This window comes from Micromonospora sp. NPDC049529 (assembly GCF_055586685.1).
In genome coordinates this window covers 344,415-363,531 of sequence record NZ_JBVJHT010000006.1, presented here as the reverse complement: position 1 = coordinate 363,531, position 19,117 = coordinate 344,415, and the positions used below count along the sequence as shown (strand labels likewise).

Below are 19,117 nucleotides of genomic sequence, written 5' to 3'. Positions count from 1 at the left end.
CTCTTTCTCTACAAGAGTGGAGGGGTCAGGCTCGCGGGGGGGGGGAGTGGGGGTGGGGGGTATGGGTGGGTTGGGTGGTGGTGGGACTTGTTTGTTTTTTGCGGGCTGTTTCGTGGTGGGTGGCGGCTTCCGTCGGGTGGCCCAGTGCGGCGGCGAGGTCGCCGAGATACCCGGCCACCGGGCCGAGGGTGAGCACGCCACTGCCCGCCCCGGCCAGCTCGTCGGCGGCCGGCAACAGTCTGCTGTAGACCCACTCCATCGTGGTCGCGTCGCCGAGGGCGAGGGCCGCGTGGGCGAGCAGGCACAGGCGCGCTTCGTACAGCAGATCGTGCGGCGGCTCCGGAACGGCCGCCAGTGCGGCGGCGGCCTCCTCGCGGCGCCCGGCGTCGAGCAGGAGCAGTGGCCGGGTCCACGGCTCGTACGGGCCCCGGTCGGGGACCGGCGTCCCGATCTTCCCGCTGGCCCGCTCCGGCACCGGCCGGCCCGGATCCGGTTCCCCCGTGCATCGTTGCCGGGCCGGCCCGCCCGGATCCGGTTCCCTTGTGGTTCGTTGCAGGGCCGGCCGGTCCAGATCCAGTGTCAGCAGGGCGAGCGGGAGCAGGTCCTGCTCCATGCCCGGCATTCCGGCGCCGCCGAGCCGGGCATTCGCCGCCCGGTACGCCGCCTCCGCCTCGGTTCGGTGGCCGGCGACGGCCAACCGCAGGGCGGCGTACCACTGGGTGAAAACACCGACCAGCGGCAGGTCGTACCGTTCGGCGAGCCGGTCGGCGGCCCGTGCGTGCGTGTCGGCGGCGGCCAGGTCGACCAGCGCGCAGTGGGCCTGGAGCAGAATCAGGTGGCCGAGGACCTCGAAGGTCACCAACTCGTGCCGGGCACCCAGGTCGACCAGTTCGGCACCGATGCGGGCGCGTTCGCCGGCCTGTCCCGCCCGTTCGAACGTGTGCATGAACCGGGCGTTGAGGGCGAAGGCCAGCAGTGCCGGGTCGCCCGTCGTCCGGGCGATGGCCTCCGCCTCGTACGCGGCCCGCCGGCCCCGGTCCGTGGTGGTGCCACGCGTCTCCAGGGCGATGGCGCTCAGCAGTCGGCTGCGCTGGTCCGGCCGCTCCTCACCGAGTGTGGACAGGGCCCGTTCGGCGGCGTCGACGATCCGGCGGGAGAGGTCCTCGTCGTCGTTGCGGGTCCAGATCGCCGGTACGTCGAACGCGGTGACGACCTCCACGGTCAGCTCCGGATCGTCGAACCGTCCCGCCGTGGTGACCGCCTCGGCCCGGTACCGGCGGGCCTCGTCCAGGTGCCCGGTCACCGCGAGGGTACGACCCAGTCCGAGCAGTGCCAACAACCGTCCGCGTACGTCGTCGCCGTCGGCGCGGTCGTGGGCGGTGAGTGCCTGCCGCCAGAACCGGGCCGCCTCGTGCGGGTTGGGGCGGCGCTCGGCCCGTTGCGCGGCAACCCGGGCGTAGTACGCGGCGCGGGGCGCGGTGGCGCGGCTGGCGGCCCGGCCGAAGTGGTGGGCCAGTGCCGTCACGTCGCCGGGGTGCAGCCGTTCGATGGCCTCGCCGACCTCGGCGTGCCAACGGGCCCGGCGCAGTGCGGACAGGTCGTCGTAGAGCGTGTCGCGTACCAGGATGTGGGTGAACCGGGGCTGCCCGTCGTCGTCCCGTTCGGTCAGGAAGCCGGCCTCCAGTGCGCTGTCGAGGGCGTCGAGGATCGGCCCGTCGTCGCCGACGAGTGCGGCGAGCACGTCCGGGTCGACCTCCCGGCCGATCACCGAGGCCTGCCGCAACAGGGTCTGCGCCGGCTCCGGGAGCCGGCGCCAGGCGGTGCCGGATGACGTCGCGTACGCCGGCCGGGACGCTGTGCAGGGCGGCACTGCCCTCGGCGGCGAGCAGCCGCGCGAGTTCCCGGACGAAGAACGGGTTGCCGCCGCTGCGGCGGTGTATCAGGTGCGCGGTGGAGGCGTCCAGGTCCCGCCCGGAGACGGTCCGGGCGAGTTGCCCGGTGGCGGCCTCGGGCAGTCCGCCCAGGTAGACCCGCACCGGTTCGGTACGGGCGAACCGGGCCAGCGCCGTGGTCAGCTCCACGGTGATCTCGGTGGACCGGTACGTGCCGACGATCAGGACCGGCCCGGTGACCGGTTCCGGATCGGCGAGCAGTGCGGTCAGGAGGTCGAGGGTGCTCTCGTCGGCCCGGTGCAGGTCGTCGACGACCAGCAGCAACGGCCCCCGGGCCGCCGCGTCGGTGAGTCGGGAGACTGCCGCCCGGCGCAGACGGAATCGGGCAACCGCCGGATCACCGGCCGCCTTAGGGTCCTCGCCGGCCACGGTCGGATCGCCGGCCGCCTTAGGGTCCTCGCCGGCCACGGTCGGATCGCCGGCAGCCTCAGGGTGCTCGTCGGTCACCGCGGGATCGTCGGTCACTGCGGGATCGTCGGTCACTGCGGGATCGTCGGTCACTGCGGGATCGTCGGCCGCCTCCGGGCGCTCGTCGGGGTCGAGTTGTATGTCGGGTTGCGGGTGGCCGGGGCGGGCGGGTGCGGTGGTCGTCGATCCGGACAGCGGGTGGTTGAGCCGCTCCCACGGCCAGTCGACCGGAGTGCCTTCGTACTCGGGGACGCGTCCCCATGCCGTGGCCCAGCCGCGCTCCGCCAGCCGTCGGGTGAGCGCCTCGGCCAACGCCGTCTTGCCCGTACCCGCCTCCCCGGACACCAGGGCGACCAGCGGCCGGCCGCGCCCGGCGACAACCTCCGCCGCCCCTTCCAGGCGTGCCAGTTCCTCCGCGCGGCCGACGAACGCCCGAGGCTCCTCGGCCGAGCCCGGCCCGTTGGGCGGGATCGGTCCGTTCGTCGAGTCCGGTCCGTGGGGCGGGATCGGTCGGTTCGGGGCGGGGGCGGTTTCCGGTGTCGGGAGCGGATCCAGGTGCGGTGCGTGGGCGAGGATGTCGGCCTGTAGCTGCCGCAGCCGGGGGCCGGGATCGACGCCGAGTTCCGTGGACAGGACCCGCCCGGCCCGACGCAGGGTGGACAGGGCCTCTCCCTGGCGACCCGACCGGTACAGCGCGATGGCCAGCAACCGCCAGGCGTCCTCCCGCAGCGGGTGGCTGTCGGTGGGTGCCCGCAGGTCGGAGGCGGCCTCGGCGGCCCGTCCGAGGGCGAGCAGTGCCTCGGCCCGCCGTTCGACGGCCAGCATCCGCAACTCGTCCAGCCGGTTGATCTCCGCCAGCGCCCAGCTCTGTCCGGCGTACTCGGCGTACGCCGGCCCGCGCCACAGGCCGAGCGCGTCGTCCAGGCCGGTCAGCGCCTCGGCCGCCCGTCCCGTCGCCAGCAGTGCGGCGGACCCGCCGACCAGTGTCTCGAACCGTCGGGCGTCCACCGTTTCCGGTGCCGCCCGCAGCGCGTACCCGGGTGGTGCGGTGACCAGCAGACGGGCCGGCTGCCGGGGTGGCCGGTCCGGTTCCAACGCCCGCCGCAGATCGGACACGAAGGTACGGATCGCCGCGACCGCACCCGGCCCCGGCACCTCCCACAGGTCACCGGCCAGCCGGTCGACGGGCACGACCCGGCCCCGGGCGATCAGCAGACGCGCCAGCACCGCGCGCTGGCGGGCACCCTTCAACGCGACCGGGCCCCGGTCGGTCGTCGCCGCCACCGGTCCCAGCACGCCGAAGGCCACCACCGGTGCGGTCGCCTGCCTGGTCATGGCACCAATGTATGCGCGCCCACTCATCCGTTGCTGATCAGCCGCTCATCGCCGGCCGGCACGCTCGACCGGTACGAAGCGCACCACAGACCGTCACAGCGGAAAGGCACACCGTGGATCCCAGGATCGATGGGTTCGACTACCAGCGCGTCACCGTCGCCGAGAACGTGGCACTCAACGTCGCCGTCGGCGGCTCCGGCAGCCCGATCGTGTTGCTGCACGGCTTCCCACAGACCCACCTCATGTGGCGGCACGTCGCGGCGGATCTCGCCGCCGACCACACCGTCATCTGCCCCGACCTGCGCGGCTACGGGGCCAGCGACAAACCGGCCGAAACCGACGGAACCACGTACTCCAAGCGGACCATGGCCGCCGATGTCGTGGCCCTCGCCCGGGCGCTGGGCCACGACCGCTTCGCCCTGGCCGGACACGACCGTGGCGCCCTGGTCGCCATCCGCGCCGGCCTCGACCACCCCGACGCGGTCACCCGGCTCGCCTCGTTCGACGTGCTGCCGACCCTGGACATGTGGGGGGTCATGCACGGCACCACCGCCGCCGTCGGTTTCCATCTCTACCTGATGGCCCAGCCACCGGGGCTGCCCGAAAAGATGATCAGCGCCAGCGCCGACGCCTTCTTCGGCTACTTTCTCGACCTCTGGACCCGTGATCCTGAGGCGATCCCGGCCGACGTGCGGGCGGCGTACCTGAGGGCGTCCCGCGAAGCCGTCACCTCGATCGTCGCGGACTACCGGGCATCGGCCGGCATCGACGTCGACCACGACCGGGCCGACCGGACGGCCGGGAACCGGCTGCGCATGCCGGTGGCCGTTCTCCAGCAGGACTGGGGTGGCGCGCTCGGCTTCGACGCGGCCGCGCTGTGGCGGGCGTGGGCCCCGAACCTGGCGCACCGCACCGTCACCTGCGGTCACTTCATGGCCGAGGAAGCGCCCGGTGAGGTGGTCGGGACCCTGCGCTCCCTGCTGGCCGGGTAACCCGCCCGGAGCACCGTGGGCGCCGCGCTGAGCTGGCCTTTTCCGGCGCCGGACCCGTGTGTCGTCGGTCCATGATGGAGTGAAAGCATGTCGGGCATGGAAATCTACGAGGACGCCCGTACGGTGTCGCGGGCCGACCTGGCCGCGTGGCTGCGCCAAGTCGCCAGCCAGTTGGAGTCCGGCGGACAGCTCTTCTACGGCGCCGCCGGATCGGTGACGGTCGCCGACCAGGTGCGGTGCGAACTGGAGATCGAGCGCGAGGGCGACGGGGAATTCTCGGTCGAGATCGAGTTCTCCTGGACCGGTGTCGAGGCGGCCGGATCGGCAACCGATTCGGACGAGGCGGAGACCGACGGCGAGGAAGACGAAGAGGAGAGCGAGGAGAGCCCGGCCACGCCGGAGGCTACGGCGGAGACCGAGACCACGTCGGAAACCGAGGCCGAGCCGGCAGCGGCTGGGTCGACGGAGAGTGGGACGGGAGCCGAGTCGACGGAGGCTGAGCCCGCGCACGCCGAGCCGACCGAGGCCGAGTCGACGGAGGCGGAGTCCGCCGAGGTCAAGCCCACCGCCGCCGGATAGCGGTCGCACGGCGAGCGGCGGCCCGAGCGAACCGGGCTGCCGCCGCCGGCACGACAGAAGCCATGTCCCGGCCACGGACATGGCTTCTGTCGATCGGGGCCCCACCCGCCGGTGAACCGGGTTGATCTCCGTTCCCGATCGGCCACGATCCGGAATCGGGACAGGACCTGCCCTCCCCGGCCGGGTTCTGCCAGACTTCAGCCGGAACGTGACCGTCACGGCGGGGGACAGGGGCGGCCGACCGGTCCCGAAAAGAGGGGGCTTCGGATGAAGGCGCGGCCCGCCGCAGGTGGTGGCCGGTGGGTGGAGATCTCGCCGGAACGGATCCGGGGTTGGCTCGACGGCTTCTACGGCCGGCACGACGGCGCCACCGAGGACGGGCTGGTGCTGACCGGGGCGAGCAACGGCGACACCGCCACCCTGCACCCGCCGCCGGGTCTCGCCGCCGTGCCCGACCTCGACGCGCTGCTCGCGGAGGTCATCCGACCGCCGAGGATCGCCGTGCTGCTGGTACGCAAGGGCGCGATCGCCACCGGCATCGCCGACGGTACGCGGGTGACCGTCTCCAAGGTCGAGCGCTTCTACGTGCAGGGGCGTACCGCGGCCGGTGGCACGTCCCAGCAGCGCTACGCCCGGCGCCGCGCGAACCAGGCCCAGGCCGCCGCCCAGCGGGCCGCCGACATCGCCGCCCGGGTCCTGCTGCCCTACGCGCCGGGGGTGCCCGCCGATCCGCACGCCGAGATCCGGGCTCTGGTCTGCGGCGGTGACCGGTCGATGCTCGACATCGTGCTGGCCGACCGGCGGCTGTCGCCGCTGGCGGCACTGCGACATCCACGCCTGCTCGAATCCGCCGAGCCGAGGTTGGCCGTGCTTGAGGACGCGGCGGTGACCGCCAGGAAGATCTGCATCCATCTGGTGCCGTGAGCGTCGGGGACCGATGGTGCGGCGGGTCGCAGTACCCGGCGGGTTCGGGCGGGGCGACGCGCCACTGTGGTCGGTCGGGTCGGTGGGAGTGTCGTACCCGACCGGCAGCATGGGCGCATGGCTGCTCCCGCCCTGGATCCCGGCATCGACCAGACGCGCGTCCTGCCGCTGCGCGAGGCTCGCACCCGACTGACCCAGCTCGTCGCCCTGGCCGAGCTGACCGACACGGTCACGGTGGTCACCCGCGACGGTGACCCCCGGCCGGTCGCCGCGATCGTGCCGGCGTCCGCCGCCCGGTCACTGGCGCAGGCCCGCGCCGACGCCGACCGGGTCGCCGAGGTGTCGGCGGGTTGGGCCCGCCGGCTCGACGAACTGCACCGGCAGGGTGCCCGTCGGCACGCGGCCGAGTTGCGTGCGGTCACCGACGCGCTCGCCGAGGTCTGGGCCGAGCTCGACCGCCGGGTCACGCCCGGCAGCGACCCGGTCCTCACCCGGCTGCGCGGCGCCCACGCCGACCTGCTCCGCAACTGACCCGTCCGACCTGCTCCGCAACTGACCCGACCGCGATCGGGTCGGCGAACTCCGGAAGCCGATCGCGATCGGGTCGGCGAACTCCGGGCGACGGCGGCTGAACCACGTCCGTGCCAGGTCCGGGCGTGGGGTCGGGCACCGGGTTACGGTCGCTCGGCGGCGGCGGCGGCGCGTAACCAGTCCATGGCGACGGCGCTGGCGTCGAGGATCGAGACGTGGCCGTCGCGGGGACGCAGCCAGAGTTCGGCCGACGGGCAGGTGCGGACCAGCCAGTCGGCGTGGGTCGGCGGCACGACCCGGTCCTGCCCGCCCTGCACGAAGAGGGCCGGCACGCCGATCCGGGTCAGCTCGAACCCCCAGGGGGCGACGAAGGCCAGGTCGTCGGCGATCAGCCCGTCCGGTCCCTCGGCGCCCGCCCGCTGCGCGTCGGCACCCAACGACGCCCAGGTGCCGGCCAGCGCCGCCCAGTCCGCCGACGTGAAACTGTTCTCGTCGAACTCGTCGGTCTCCGCATAGCGCTCCCGTGTCTCGCGTCCGGTGGCGGCGGCCCGCAACCCACCGGCGGAGACCATGCCGGCGTACCAGTCGAAGTCTTCGGTGAACGGGGCCAGACCGGCCAGGCAGACCACGCCGGTCACCCGGTCGGGCAGCAGTGCGGCGCAGGCGAGGGCGTGCGGGCCACCGCCGGACGCACCCATCACCGCGAACCGTCCCACCCCCAGCGTGTCGACGATCCGCGCGACGTCGGTCGCCGCGGACGCCACGTCCCGGCCGGGGTGGGGGCTCGATCCGCCGTAACCGGGGCGGCCGTACGACAACAGCCGGATGCCGCGTACGCGGGCGGCGGAGAGGTGCGGTGCGAGCGGGGCGCCGGTCTGCGGTGAGCCGTGGTGCCAGAGCACCGTGAACGCGGTGTTCTCGTCCCCGCTGTCGTACACCTGCACCAGCCGGCCGTCGTCGAGCCGTATCTCCCGCCGGGTCACCATGGGCCAGACTCTAGTCCCCGCGTACGCGCCGGTGGTCGCCCCCTGACCAGGGAGGCGACCACCGGATGCTGGTTCAGCGGGCCACTGCCGGTCCGCTCTGGCCGGCGTGCTTGACCGCCCAGTCCAGGGCGTAGTCGGCGATCTCCTCCCAGCCTTCCTGGGCGGGGAGCAGGTGGGCCCGACCGGGGAACTCGGTGACCTCGGTGATGGTGTCCGACCTGTAGTGCTTGGCGTTAGACCGCTGGATCGACGGCGGCATCAGGTGGTCCTTCTCGCCGGAGATGAACAGCAGCGGCGCCCGGTTGTTGTTGTGGTAGTCGACCCAGGCGTCCTGGTGGCCGGGCTGGAGGTTCGCCAGCACGCTGCCCCAGAGGATCGAGCCGGCCGCCGGGATGTGGTAGCGCTCGTAGAGGGCGCGGGAGGTCTCCTCGTCGAAGGTGTTCGTGAAGGCGTAGTGCCACTGTTCGTGGGTGAAGCCGATGGCCTTGTGCCGGTTGGCCGGGCTGCTGAACACCGGGAAGGTGGACTTCGCCTGGGTCAGCGGCAGGAGCTTGACGCCCTCGGTCGGCGCGGAGTTGATCGCGACACCGGCGGCGCCGTACCCGTGGTCGAGCAGGATCTGGGTGAACGCCCCGCCGGCCGAGTGGCCGATCAGGATCGGCGGCCGGTCCAGCTCCTTGATGATCGATTCGATGTGCTCGATGATCTGCGGGATGGTGACCTTGGTGATCGGGGTGGGGTCGGCGTTCAGGGCCTCGACCTCGACCTCGTAGCCGGGGTACGCGGGCGTGAGCACCCGGTAGCCCTTGTTCTCGTAGTGGGTCTTCCAGTGCTCCCAGGAGCGCGGGGTCACCCAGAAGCCGTGGATCAGGACGATGGTGTCGGGCGCGGAGGTCATGACGTGCTCCTCGTCTCGTGGTGCGGGGTCGGGGTGGTCGTCGCGCCGGTGCCTGCCGACCGGCGGGTCAGTTGAAGGTCTTGAGGAAGGCGAGCAGGTCGGCACCGAGCTGTTCCTTGTGGGTGTCGGTGATGCCGTGCGGCGCACCGGGGTAGACGATGAGTTCGGCGCCCTTGATCCGTTCCGCCGACGCCTTGCCGCCGACCTCGAACGGGACGACCTGGTCGTCGTCGCCGTGGATGACGAGGGTCGGCACGTCGAAGGCGTCGAGGTCGGGGCGGAAGTCGGTGGCGGAGAACGCGGCGACGCACTCCAGGGCGTTGCGGTGCCCGGCCTGCAAACTCTGGCGCCAGAACGCGTCCCGGATGCCCTGCGAGACGTTCGCGCCGGGGCGGTTGTTGCCGAAGAAGGGTCCGTCGGCGAGGTCCTTGTAGAGCTGGGACCGGTCGGCGAGGGAGCCGGCGCGGATGCCGTCGAAGACCTCGATCGGCACCCCGCCCGGGTTGTCCTCGGTCCGGAGCATGAACGGCGGTACGGCGGAGACGAGCACCGCCTGGGCGACCCGGCTCGTGCCGTGCCGGCCGATGTAGCGGGCGACCTCGCCACCGCCGGTGGAGAAGCCGATCAGGGTGGCGTCGCGCAGGTCGAGGCTGTCGATCAGGGTGGCCAGGTCGTCGGCGTACGTGTCCATCTCGTTGCCGTGCCAGGTCTGGGTGGACCGGCCGTGTCCGCGCCGGTCGTGGGCGATGACCCGGTAGCCGTTCGCGGCCAGGAAGAGTGCCTGTGCCTCCCAGCTGTCGGAGTTGAGCGGCCAGCCGTGGGAGAGGACGACCGGGCGACCGGTGCCCCAGTCCTTGTAGAAGATCTGCGTGCCGTCGGAGGTGGTGACGAAGCTCATCGCTGTTGTTCCTTTCGGGAGAACGGGGGAGTTGGGGGCCGCCGCCGGATTTCCGGGTCGGCGGGCGGCGGCCACCGGAGCGGGGACTGTCGGATCAGCGGGTGGTGGTGCGGGCGGCGGCCTGGATGAGGTCGGCGGTCGCCTCGGGCTGCGACATCATGGCGACGTGCGAGGCGCGTACCTCGACGGTGCGGGCGTTGGCGCGGTCGGCCATGAAGCGCTGGGCGGCGGCCGGGATGAGGTTGTCGTTGCGGGCGACGAGGTACCAGGTGGGGATGGTCTTCCAGGCCGCGACACCGGACGCCTGCTCCAGGCTGTGGCCCTCGCCGGGGCGCTGGGTGGCGGCCATGATGTCGGTGGTCGAGCGGGGCAGGTCACCGGCGAAGATGTCGCGGAACAGGGCCGGCTTGACGTAGCCGTCGACGCTCGTGGTGCCGTCCGGCGTCGTGTACGGGCGGAAGTCCAGCGAGTCGAGGCCGAGCTTGGTGCCGGGGAACTTGGTCTGCAGCTCGATCACGGTCTCGCCCTGGTCCGGGGCGAACGCGGCGACGTACACCAGGGCCTTGACGTTGGGGTTGCCGGTGGCGGCGTTGCTGATGATGACGCCGCCGTAGGAGTGGCCGACCAGGACGATCGGGCCGGGGACGGTGGCCAGGATGGAACGCAGGTACTCGGAGTCCGGGTTGACGCCGCGCAGCGGGTTGGCCGGGGCCAGGACCGGGTAGTCCTCGCGCTGGAGCCTGCGGATGACCTCGTTCCAGCCGGAGGCGTCGGCGAACGCGCCGTGCACCAGCACCACGGTCGGCTTGGGCTTGTCCCGGTGGGTGGCCGAGGCCGAGGCGGCGGGCATCGCGGCGAGGGCGGCGGTGGCCACGGCGGCGGTGCCGACGAGCACCGAACGGCGGGAAGCAAAGATGGACATGATGGTCCTTTCGGGTAGCACGGCCTGGCCGGGTGCCGGCCGTGTTTCGGGTGTGCGGGGTCGCTCCACGAGCCGTACCGGCGCGTGGATCGGGGTGCGGGATCGGTCGGTTATTCCCGGAGGAAGTCCAGGAGGACCCGGTTGAACAGCGCCGGGTGGGTCAGGGTGAGGGCGTGCGGCGCCGGGTCGAGGACGACCAGGCGGCTGCCGGAGATCGCGTCGTGGGTGGGTTGACCGGTCGCCGCCAGCGGCAGGACCGCGTCGGCACCGCCGTGGACGACCAGCACCGGTACGCCGATGCGGCGCAGATCCGTACGCAGGTCGGTGCGGGCGAACGTGTTGATGGTGTCCGAGGTGCCCTTCGGGGTGGCCGCCGCCGCGATCGCCAGCAGGTACGCCCGGCGTGCCTCGCTCAGCAGCGTCGTCTGCTCGTCGGTGCGGAACGCGTCGGTGGCGAAGCGGTCCAGTGCCGCCGGCCGGTCGGCGCGTACGCCGTCGACCAGTCGGGCGATCGCCGCGTCGTCGAGCGCCCCGTCGGGGTTGTCGTAGGACCGGTAGAGGTACGGGGTGACGGTGCTGACGAAGACCGCCCGGGTGACCCGTCCGTCGTCGTGACGGGCCAGCAGCCGGGTGATCTCCCCGGTGCCCATCGCGGTGCCGACGAGGGTCACGTCGTGCAGGTCGAGCTTGGTGATGAGGCCGTACAGGTCGGCGGCGAGGGTGTCGTAGTCGTACCCGTCCCAGGGCCGACCGGAGCGGCCGGAGCCGCGCCGGTCGTAGGTGATGGTCCGGTAGCCGGCGGCGACCAGCGCGGGCACCTGCGGTTCCCAGCAGGCCTCGCCCCACGGCCAGCCCGGCACCAGGACCAGCGGCCGGTCGTCGCCGTGGTCCTCGTAGTGCAGTTCGACGGATGCGGTGTGTTCCGTACCGACGACCAGCGTGGCCATGTCACCGCCTCCGTTGCCGCTGTGGGTGGTGCTGTCCGGTGCTCCGTTTCCGGAGTGCCGTTCAGCTCGTACCCATATGCAACCAGCGGCGCGGGACCCGGACCATGCAGAACAACATGCAGAACTGGCTCTGCGTGTCCGTACGGGACGGGCGTCGGTCAGGCGGCGAGGGCCGCCAGTTCGGCCCGCGCCTGGTCGACCAGGACGGGCCGGGACACCGCGTCCTCCAGCAGTCCGAGGGCGCGGGTGAGCTGGTCGTGGGCCTCGGTCCGGGCGCCGAGGGCGGCGTGTGCCCGCCCGAGCACCAGGTGCCCGTGACCGAGCAGCCCGAGTTCACCGAACTCGACCAGCAGGGGCATGGCCGCCTCGGCCTCGGTGAGCGCCTCCCGCCACCGGGCCGCCTCGCACAGCGTCTCGGCCAGGTAGACCCTGGCGCTGGCGGTCGCGACCTGTGCGGGGGCGGCGCCGACGGGGCGTAGTTCCACCTCCCGCAGCGTGGACCGGAACTGTTCGATCGCCTCGTCGTACATGCCGATGTCGCTCAGGGCGCTGCCGATGCCCTGGAAGATCTGCACGTACCCGTCGTGGTCGCCGATGTCGTCGGCGAGTTCCTGCGACAGGCACCACGCCCAGAGGGCCTTCACCGAGTTCCCGCCGAGCCGCCAGGCCTGGCCGGCGTAGAACAGCGCCGCCGACTGTTCCCGGACGTCGCCGAGTTCGCAGGCCAACCGGTACGCCTCCATCGCCTTCGCGGCGCTGTCCTCGTACTGCCCCTCGCAGACGACGATCGCCCAGGCCAGGTAGTTGAGGTGGGTGATCTCCTGATGCCGGTCCGGCAGCTTGGCCGCAGCGGCCCGGGACAACCCGTAGACGTCGCTCCAGTGTCGCCAACTGATCGCCCGGTCGGAGTACCAGTGCATCGCCTCCGCGACGTCGACGACCCGCTGGTGCTGGCCCTCGGTGGCAGCGGCGCGCAGCGCGGCGAACCAGTTGTCGCTCTCGGCCTGGAGCCAGCGCTGCGCCTCGTCGGCGGTGGCGAGTGGGATCAGGCCCTGCCAGTCGGCCGGTGGTGCGCCGTACGCCGGTTCGAACCAGCGCCCGGCGACGATCGCGGTGTCCAGCAGCCAGTCGACCATCCGGTCCTCGGTCGTCGCGCGGGTGTCCGCCGGTTCCTCGGCCCGCAGCCGTTGCCCGGCGAAGAGCCGGATCAGGTCGTGGAACCGGTAGCGGTCGGTGCCGTCGGCCTGGAGCAGTCCGAGTTCGACCAACTGGTCGATCTCGTCCTCGGCGGCGAAGAGGCTGCTCTGGGTCAGCACCGCCGCCAGCGGTACGCCGAAGTCCGGCCCGGGTACGTGGGCGAGCCGGCGGAACATCGTCCGGGTCGGCTCGGACAGTTGCGCGTACGACAGCGCGAACGCCGCCTCCACCGCCAGGTCGCCGATGCTCAGGTTGGCCAGCCGCCGGTCGGCGTCGGAGAGCCGGTCGGCGAGGTGGGCCATCGTCCAGCCGGGTCGGCTGGCGAGCCGGGTCCCGGCGATCCGCAGTGCCAGCGGCAGGTTTCCGCAGAGCCGGGCGACCTTGTCGACGTCCTCGTCCCCGGCGCGGGCGGACGCCGGCCCGGCGATGGTCCGGAGCAGCCCGGCGGACTCGGCCGGCGCCAGTGGCCCCAGTGGGATCCGGTGCACCCCCTCCAGGCCGCCCAGGGTCCGCCGGCTGGTCACCAGGGCCATGCCGGGTCCGGTGGCCGGCAGCAGCGGGCGCAGTTGCGCCTCGTGTGCGGCGTTGTCCAGCACCAGCAGGCAGGACCGTTCACGCAGCAGCGCGCGGAGCTGGCTGGCCCGTTCGTCGTCGTTGTCGGCCACCCGCCGCGAGTTGAGCCCGAGCGCCTTCAGCAGCCGGGTCAGCGCCTCTCCGACGGCGAGCGGGGTGGGGTGCGCGCCGCGCAGGTCCACATAGAACTGGCCGTCGGGGAAGTGGGGCCGCAGGTCCTCGGCGGCCCGTACGGCGAGCGCGGTCTTGCCGAGGCCGGCCGCGCCGTGCACCAGTGCGACCGGGGTGGGTTGGTCGGCCGACGCCGATCCGGCGTGCTGGCGCAGCAGGTCGAGTTCGGTCCGTCGGCCGGCGAAGTCGCCGACCGCGCGGGGCAGTTCGCAGGGGCCGGGTAGGCCGCTGGTGCTGCGGGTGCGACCGGACCGGGCTGCCGCGACGAGTTCCGCGCGGTCGGTGTCGGTGAGGCCGAGCGCGTCGGCGAGCGCGGTCAGCGTACGGGCCTGGGGTGCCCGGCTGTGCCCGCGTTCCATGTCGCTGATCGCCCGTGCGCTCACCCCGGACGACTCGGCCAGCTCCTCCAGGGTCATCCCCGCCGAGCGTCGTAACGTTCGTAGCTGCGGCCCGAAAGACGGTTCGGTCACCACGCCTCCCCTGGCTGTGCGAAACCACCGGTGCGGCGACGTCGCACCGGTGGATGTGCCCTTCCTAGCAAAGAAATGTGAACCGTCGCTTCCGGTTTTCGGCCGATCCGGTGGCTGCTCCGGCCGGGGAGATCGACAGCCGTCGCCGCGCGGGCGGGGTGGGAGCGGGGCGGGATCCGGCCGGGGTCAGCCGGGGGTGGAGGTCGGCGGGTCGGCCGGTTTGCGGGCCGCCGGCACCAGAGCGAGTGCCGGCACCAGCAGGATCGGCACGACCAGCAGCGCCTTCAGGGTGCCGACGTGGTCGCCGAGCAGGCCGACGACGGGCGGCCCGGCGAGGAACGCGGTGTAGCCGATCGTCGCCACCACGCTGACCCGCGCGGGTGCCCGGTCCTCGTCGTCGGCGGCGGCGCTCATCCCGACCGGGAAGCCGAGTGAGGCGCCCAGCCCCCAGAGTGCGACCCCGGCCAGGGCGACCGGTGCGGAGGTGGCGAAGACCGCGATCAGTACGCCGAGCACGGCCAGCCCGATCGTGGCGAGCAGCACCGGGACCCGGCCCCACCGGTCGAGGGCGATCGTGCCGGTGGTCCGCCCGAGGGTCATCGCGGCGACGAAGATGCCGAACACGGCCGCGCCGGCCGCCTCGCTCACCGCGTGCCCGTCGATGAAGGCCACCGCGACCCAGTCGTTGGCGGTCCCCTCGGTGAAGGCCATGATCAGCACTAGCAGGCCGACGAGCAGCGTACGGGGCTCGCGCCAGGCCCGCAGGACACCGCTGTCGCGGCTGTGGCCGGTGGTGGCCGCCTCGTCGGTCCGGGCGGCGTCGGCTCCGGTTCGCGCGGTCAGGAAGGAGCGGACCGCGATCAGCGTGCCGGCCAGGACGAGGGCGGCGACCAGGGTCAGGTGGGCGAGGACGGGGAAACCGGCGTGGGCGCTGGCGGCACCGAGCCCGGCGCCGGTGACGGTGCCCAGGCTCCAGGCGGCGTGGAAGCGGGGCATGATGGTCCGCCCGAGCCGCCGTTCGACCAGTGCGGCCTCGACGTTCATCGCCACGTCGGTCAGGCCGGAGCCGTAGCCGATCGCGGCGAGACCGAGGGCCACGACCGGGACCGAGGACCAGCCGCCGACGCCGACGCCGACCACCACCAGGCCGACCGCGACCAGCGCGGTGGAGCCGGCGACCGTACGCGGTGAGCCCGCCCGGTGCACCACGGCTCCGGCGGTCACCATCGCCAGGATCGCGCCGAAGGACATCGCGAGCAGCAGCAGTCCCAGTTGCCCGGCGGTGAGGCCGAGCCCCTCGCGGGCGGCCGGCACCCGGGAGAACCACGACGCGACGGCCAGCCCGTTGAGGGCGAAGACGAAGGCGACGGCGGTACGGGCGGCGAGGACCTGCCGTGACGGCGGCGCCACGGGTGGGGTGATCGGGTCGGCGGGACTGGCCTCGGTCGGGCTCACGGACGTACTCCTTCCGCGCCGGGGTGGCCGGCGCACAGAAGATCGCACCCCTGAGAGCGCTCTCATCGCAAGAGTAACCTGGGCGTATTCCCCGAGAACCGGGCCGGCCGGCACCCTCGTGCCAGCCTCCGGGAAGGCTGTGAGCGGAGGTAGACATGACGGTGCGGCCGGCACGACAGATCAGGCTGGAGGACGTGGCGAAGGCTGCGGGCGTGTCCCGAGCGACCGCCTCCCGGGTCATCTCCCGGACCGGGCCGGCGTCACCGGCGACGCAGGACCGGGTCCGGGCCGCGGCCCGCCAACTCGGCTACCAACCGGACCAGGTGGCCAGGTCGCTGGCGGGCGGTGGGGGTTTCCGGCTCGTCGTCGCGTTCGTCGGCACCACCGCCCGGGTGCTCGACGACCCGTACGTCGACCGGGCGCTCGCCGCCGCCGCCGAGACCGGCGCCCGGTACGGCGTCGGAGTGTCCCTGGAGTGGCTGCCCCGCCGGGCGCCCCGGCTGGACCGGCTCGCCGAGGACCGCAGCGTGCGCGGGGTGGTGCTGTTCAACACGACCGAGGCGACCCTGGCAGGAATGCCGGCGGGGCTGAACGGGCGGGTCGTCTCGATCGGCATCGGCTCCCGGCGGGTGCCGTCCTTCGACGTCGACAACGGCGGTGCCGCCCGCGCCATGGTGCACCACCTCTACCAGAGCGGGCGGCGTCGGATCGCCATGGTCACCGGTCCGCCGTGGCTGCCCTGCTCCTGGCGTTCGGTCAAGGCGTACCAGGATCTGGTGCGCTCGGCCGGGCTGCCGGTCCGCCTCGTCGCCGGGGACTTCTCCGCCGCCGGTGGTCAGCGGGGGATGCGTACGGTGCTGCGCCGCTGGCCGGACACGGACGCGGTCTTCGCGATCAACGACGCCACCGCCCTCGGCGCGATCGCCGTCCTGCGCGAGACCGGTCACCGGGTGCCGGACGACATCGCGGTGGCCGGATTCGACGACATCCCGTTCGCCGAGCTGAGCGCTCCCGCGCTGACCACGGCCAGTCACCCGGTGGGCGAGATCGTCTCGGCGGCGGCGAGCGCCGTCCTCGGCGGGTCACGGATGCCCCCGGCGGCGGTGTTCCCCTCGACCCTGGTCCGTCGGGCGAGCGCCTGAGACTCGGCGCCGGCCCCGCACGGTCCACCGGCCGGTGCCACGGTCTCCGATCGAACCTTTCGCCGCCGGTTTCCGTACCTCCCGGGCGGGAGGTCGACCAGGATGACCGTACGTCGAAAGCTCTTCGTCCACGTTGCCGTAGCCGGGATCACGACGCTGCTGTCCGGCCTGGCCGCCGGGCCGGCGCTGGCGCACGGCGCGCCGGGCAGCCCGGTCAGCCGGGCGGTGGCCTGCGGCCCGGACGCGCCCCGGACCAACGGCTCGGCGGCGTGCCGGGCCGCGGTCGCCGCCGGTGCCGTCGTGGCCCAGTGGGACAACGTACGGGTCGCCGGGGTGGCCGGGCGGGACCGGGAGAAGATCCCCGACGGCAGGTTGTGCAGCGGTGGCGTCGCCGCCTACGCGGGGCTGGACCTGGCGCGGGCGGACTGGCCGGCGACGAGGCTCGAAGCGGGGGCCGAGTTCACCTTCACCTACCGGACCACGATCCCGCACGAGGGCACCTTCCGGTGGTATGTCACCGACGACGGTTACGACCCGACCCAACCGCTGACCTGGTCCGATCTGGGCGAGCGACCGTTCTTGACGGCCACCGACCCGGCGCGGGCCGATGGTGCCTACCGGATGCGCGGGCGGTTGCCGGCGGGGCTCTCCGGCCGGCATGTCATCTTCGCGATCTGGCAGAACTCGTCCACTCCGGACACCTACTACTCGTGCTCCGACGTCATCTTCGGGGGCGGCTCGGCACCGGCGAGCACCCGACCGGCGACCGGCGCTGCCCGGCCCGCCGGTGGCGCGTCCACCGGCAGCGGTGCGCCCGCGTCCGGGGCGCCCGGCGCGGCGGCCGTCTCCGGCATCGGGTCGTCCACCGACCCGACCGGCACCCGTCCGACCGCCGCCGTCGCCGCTGACCGGGGCTGGCCGCTCTGGCTCGGGCTGGGCGGTGTCCTGCTCGCCGCCGTGGTGCTCGTCCCGCTCGGGCTGCGGCTGCGGTCCCGGACCACCGACCGCCGTCGGCGCCTCGGTACGTGATTGGGACGGTTCGCGGTGTCTTACTAGGATCAATGCGTGCCGGGTGTGGATGCGCATGTTCCGTCGCCGGGCCGGGCTGACGGTCCGGCCGAGTTCATGGCCCTCCTCCAGCAGATGAAGGAGCGGTCCGGGTGTACCTACCGGCAGCTTGAGGAGCGGGCGACCAGTGCCGGTGACGTCCTGCCGCGCAGCACGATCGCCGACGCCATGCGCCGGCAGACGTTGCCACGCGCGGAGGTGGTCGCCGCTTTCGTCCGGGCCTGCGGTGCCGGCCCGGCGGAGGTCGACGCCTGGCTGACCGCCCGGGACCGGATCGCCTCCGCAAGCCCGCCGCCACCGCCGGTCACGCCCGCTCCGGCCGTGCCCGTGTCACCGCCGCCCGCGTCCCTGCCACCGCCGCCGGCCGTGCCCGTGCCGGCGGCACCGTCGGTGCCTGGGGACGAGACGGTGTCGAGGGCGCCGGCACAGGTGCCGGCCGGTGCCGCGTCGACCTGGGCACGTCCGCTGGTGCTGCTGACCACCCTCGCGGTGGTCGGCGCGATCGTCGTCGGGACCTGGCTGGTGTCCCGGATGGAGCGGGCCGACCCGTCCTGGCCCGGCGACTCCGCGTCCGCGCCGGACAGCCCACGGACCGGCGGTTCGCCGGGACGGACCGCGGGGACGGGATCGGTACGCATCCACCCCGCCGCCGAGCCGGAACTCTGCGTCAGCGAGGGCCGTGAGCACACCGGCCGGTCCGAGAAGCCGGTCGCGGTCAAACGTTCCTGCGTCGGGGCCGAGCCCCCGCAGACCTCGCTGCGACAGGTCGACGAGCGGCACTACTTCATCATCTGGGACCATCCCGAACACGGCCCGGGTTGCCTGACCCTGCTCGACGCGGGGGTGGTGGCGGACATGCTCGAACCCTGGAGCGACTGCCTGGAGGACCGTTCCGCCCAGCTGTTCCGGATCGAGCCGGTCGACCTGCCGGTCCGGGGCGGGTACCGGATCCGGCCCGCCTACACCGATCTCTGCCTCGGCTTTCCCCAGAGCGGTCCGGACGTGGGGCCCGAGCTGCGCCGGGAGCCCTGCACCGGTGCGGTCGAGCAGCAGTTCGTGATCGAGTCGCTTCCCTCGACGCCCGTGCCGGGCGGTAGCGGCTCACCGGCCCCCTGATCCGGGACCGGTGGCCGTCATCACCGCTGCCCGGTGAGGACCTCCCGGGCGATGGCGTCCCGCCGGGCGGCTTCCCGTTCCGCCTCCTCCTGCTGGACCAGCTCGCGGGCGTCGTACGCGGATCGGGCGGCGGCGATCTCGTTCTGGTGCCCCTCGGTCCAGGTGACCAGCGCGCGGATGGTCTCGTGCAGGGTCGAGCCCAGCGGGGTGAGCGCGTAGTCGACCCGGGGCGGCACCGTGGCGTGCACCGTACGGGTGACCAGGCCGTCGCGTTCCAGGTGGCGCAGCGTACGGGTGAGCATCCGTTGGCTGACCCCGTCGATCGCCCGGCGCAGCTCGGTGAAGCGCAGGCTGCGCCGGTCGAGCAGGGTGATGACCAGCAGCGACCACTTGTCCGCGATCCGGTCGAGGATCTGCCGGACCTCGCAGTCCGCTCGGGTGTCCCACTGGATCATGTCGTGGTCGGTGGTATCCCCGCAGTAACCGGGTGACTCTGAAGTGCCGACTTCCATGCCCACCGATGTTCCCTGACGATGCTGTTGGTTACAAGAGG

Annotated in this window: 16 protein-coding genes and 1 pseudogene; 7 read left to right on the top strand and 10 right to left on the bottom strand. The window is 73.1% G+C overall.

What is annotated here, in order from left to right; genetic code table 11:
- Window positions 1–25: 25 nt before the first annotated feature.
- Window positions 26–1,870 carry an ATP-binding protein gene (locus tag ACZ6QQ_RS13120; RefSeq protein WP_465876298.1) on the bottom strand — a complete coding sequence of 615 codons (1,845 nt, stop codon included), beginning with the start codon at window positions 1,868–1,870 and terminating at the stop codon, window positions 26–28.
- Between the two features lie 298 nt (window positions 1,871–2,168).
- Window positions 2,169–3,695: pseudogene (locus ACZ6QQ_RS13115) on the bottom strand (BTAD domain-containing putative transcriptional regulator); the annotation flags it as partial.
- Between the two features lie 113 nt (window positions 3,696–3,808).
- Here ACZ6QQ_RS13115 and ACZ6QQ_RS13110 point away from each other — a divergent pair.
- The 4 genes from ACZ6QQ_RS13110 to ACZ6QQ_RS13095 all read left to right on the top strand — a co-directional run bounded on the left by ACZ6QQ_RS13110 (window position 3,809) and on the right by ACZ6QQ_RS13095 (window position 6,721).
- Window positions 3,809–4,687 (top strand): alpha/beta fold hydrolase, encoded by an 879-nt coding sequence (locus ACZ6QQ_RS13110; protein WP_465876198.1) that lies wholly within the window; start codon window positions 3,809–3,811, stop codon window positions 4,685–4,687.
- 87 nt (window positions 4,688–4,774) lie between these two features.
- Window positions 4,775–5,266 carry an amphi-Trp domain-containing protein gene (locus tag ACZ6QQ_RS13105; RefSeq protein ID WP_465876196.1) on the top strand — a complete coding sequence of 164 codons (492 nt, stop codon included), beginning with the start codon at window positions 4,775–4,777 and terminating at the stop codon, window positions 5,264–5,266.
- 267 nt (window positions 5,267–5,533) lie between these two features.
- Window positions 5,534–6,190, top strand: a complete 657-nt coding sequence (locus ACZ6QQ_RS13100; RefSeq protein ID WP_465876194.1) for an acVLRF1 family peptidyl-tRNA hydrolase — start codon at window positions 5,534–5,536, stop codon at window positions 6,188–6,190.
- 117 nt (window positions 6,191–6,307) lie between these two features.
- On the top strand, window positions 6,308–6,721 hold the full coding sequence (locus ACZ6QQ_RS13095; RefSeq protein WP_465876193.1) for a type II toxin-antitoxin system Phd/YefM family antitoxin: 414 nt from the start codon (window positions 6,308–6,310) through the stop codon (window positions 6,719–6,721).
- A 143-nt stretch (window positions 6,722–6,864) separates the two neighbouring features.
- On the opposite strand, the gene ACZ6QQ_RS13090 is transcribed toward ACZ6QQ_RS13095, so the two are convergent.
- The 7 genes from ACZ6QQ_RS13090 to ACZ6QQ_RS13060 form a co-directional block, all read right to left on the bottom strand.
- Window positions 6,865–7,707 carry an alpha/beta fold hydrolase gene (locus ACZ6QQ_RS13090; protein WP_465876192.1) on the bottom strand — a complete coding sequence of 281 codons (843 nt, stop codon included), beginning with the start codon at window positions 7,705–7,707 and terminating at the stop codon, window positions 6,865–6,867.
- A 73-nt stretch (window positions 7,708–7,780) separates the two neighbouring features.
- Window positions 7,781–8,605 (bottom strand): alpha/beta hydrolase, encoded by an 825-nt coding sequence (locus tag ACZ6QQ_RS13085; RefSeq protein WP_465876190.1) that lies wholly within the window; start codon window positions 8,603–8,605, stop codon window positions 7,781–7,783.
- Window positions 8,606–8,672: 67 nt separating this feature from the next.
- On the bottom strand, window positions 8,673–9,578 hold the full coding sequence (locus ACZ6QQ_RS13080; protein ID WP_465876189.1) for an alpha/beta fold hydrolase: 906 nt from the start codon (window positions 9,576–9,578) through the stop codon (window positions 8,673–8,675).
- Between the two features lie 19 nt (window positions 9,579–9,597).
- Window positions 9,598–10,425 carry an alpha/beta fold hydrolase gene (locus ACZ6QQ_RS13075; protein WP_465876187.1) on the bottom strand — a complete coding sequence of 276 codons (828 nt, stop codon included), beginning with the start codon at window positions 10,423–10,425 and terminating at the stop codon, window positions 9,598–9,600.
- A 110-nt stretch (window positions 10,426–10,535) separates the two neighbouring features.
- Window positions 10,536–11,372 carry an alpha/beta fold hydrolase gene (locus ACZ6QQ_RS13070; protein ID WP_465876186.1) on the bottom strand — a complete coding sequence of 279 codons (837 nt, stop codon included), beginning with the start codon at window positions 11,370–11,372 and terminating at the stop codon, window positions 10,536–10,538.
- A 158-nt stretch (window positions 11,373–11,530) separates the two neighbouring features.
- The gene (locus tag ACZ6QQ_RS13065; RefSeq protein ID WP_465876184.1) at window positions 11,531–13,783 is read right to left on the bottom strand and encodes an ATP-binding protein; all 2,253 of its coding nucleotides are present in this window, start codon (window positions 13,781–13,783) and stop codon (window positions 11,531–11,533) included.
- A 186-nt stretch (window positions 13,784–13,969) separates the two neighbouring features.
- On the bottom strand, window positions 13,970–15,238 hold the full coding sequence (locus tag ACZ6QQ_RS13060; RefSeq protein ID WP_465876183.1) for an MFS transporter: 1,269 nt from the start codon (window positions 15,236–15,238) through the stop codon (window positions 13,970–13,972).
- A 155-nt stretch (window positions 15,239–15,393) separates the two neighbouring features.
- Here ACZ6QQ_RS13060 and ACZ6QQ_RS13055 point away from each other — a divergent pair, with 155 nt between their 5' ends.
- The 3 genes from ACZ6QQ_RS13055 to ACZ6QQ_RS13045 all read left to right on the top strand — a co-directional run bounded on the left by ACZ6QQ_RS13055 (window position 15,394) and on the right by ACZ6QQ_RS13045 (window position 18,564).
- Window positions 15,394–16,380, top strand: coding sequence for a LacI family DNA-binding transcriptional regulator (locus tag ACZ6QQ_RS13055; protein ID WP_465876182.1), 987 nt, complete (start codon window positions 15,394–15,396; stop codon window positions 16,378–16,380).
- A gap of 102 nt (window positions 16,381–16,482) precedes the next feature.
- The gene (locus ACZ6QQ_RS13050; RefSeq protein WP_465876181.1) at window positions 16,483–17,409 is read left to right on the top strand and encodes a lytic polysaccharide monooxygenase auxiliary activity family 9 protein; all 927 of its coding nucleotides are present in this window, start codon (window positions 16,483–16,485) and stop codon (window positions 17,407–17,409) included.
- A gap of 36 nt (window positions 17,410–17,445) precedes the next feature.
- A complete protein-coding gene (locus tag ACZ6QQ_RS13045; protein WP_465876180.1) occupies window positions 17,446–18,564 on the top strand; it encodes an RICIN domain-containing protein in 1,119 nt (372 codons plus the stop codon).
- A gap of 20 nt (window positions 18,565–18,584) precedes the next feature.
- Here the strand turns inward: ACZ6QQ_RS13045 and ACZ6QQ_RS13040 are convergent, their stop codons facing one another.
- A complete protein-coding gene (locus ACZ6QQ_RS13040) occupies window positions 18,585–19,019 on the bottom strand; it encodes a winged helix-turn-helix transcriptional regulator (RefSeq protein WP_465876179.1) in 435 nt (144 codons plus the stop codon).
- Window positions 19,020–19,117 lie beyond the last annotated feature (98 nt).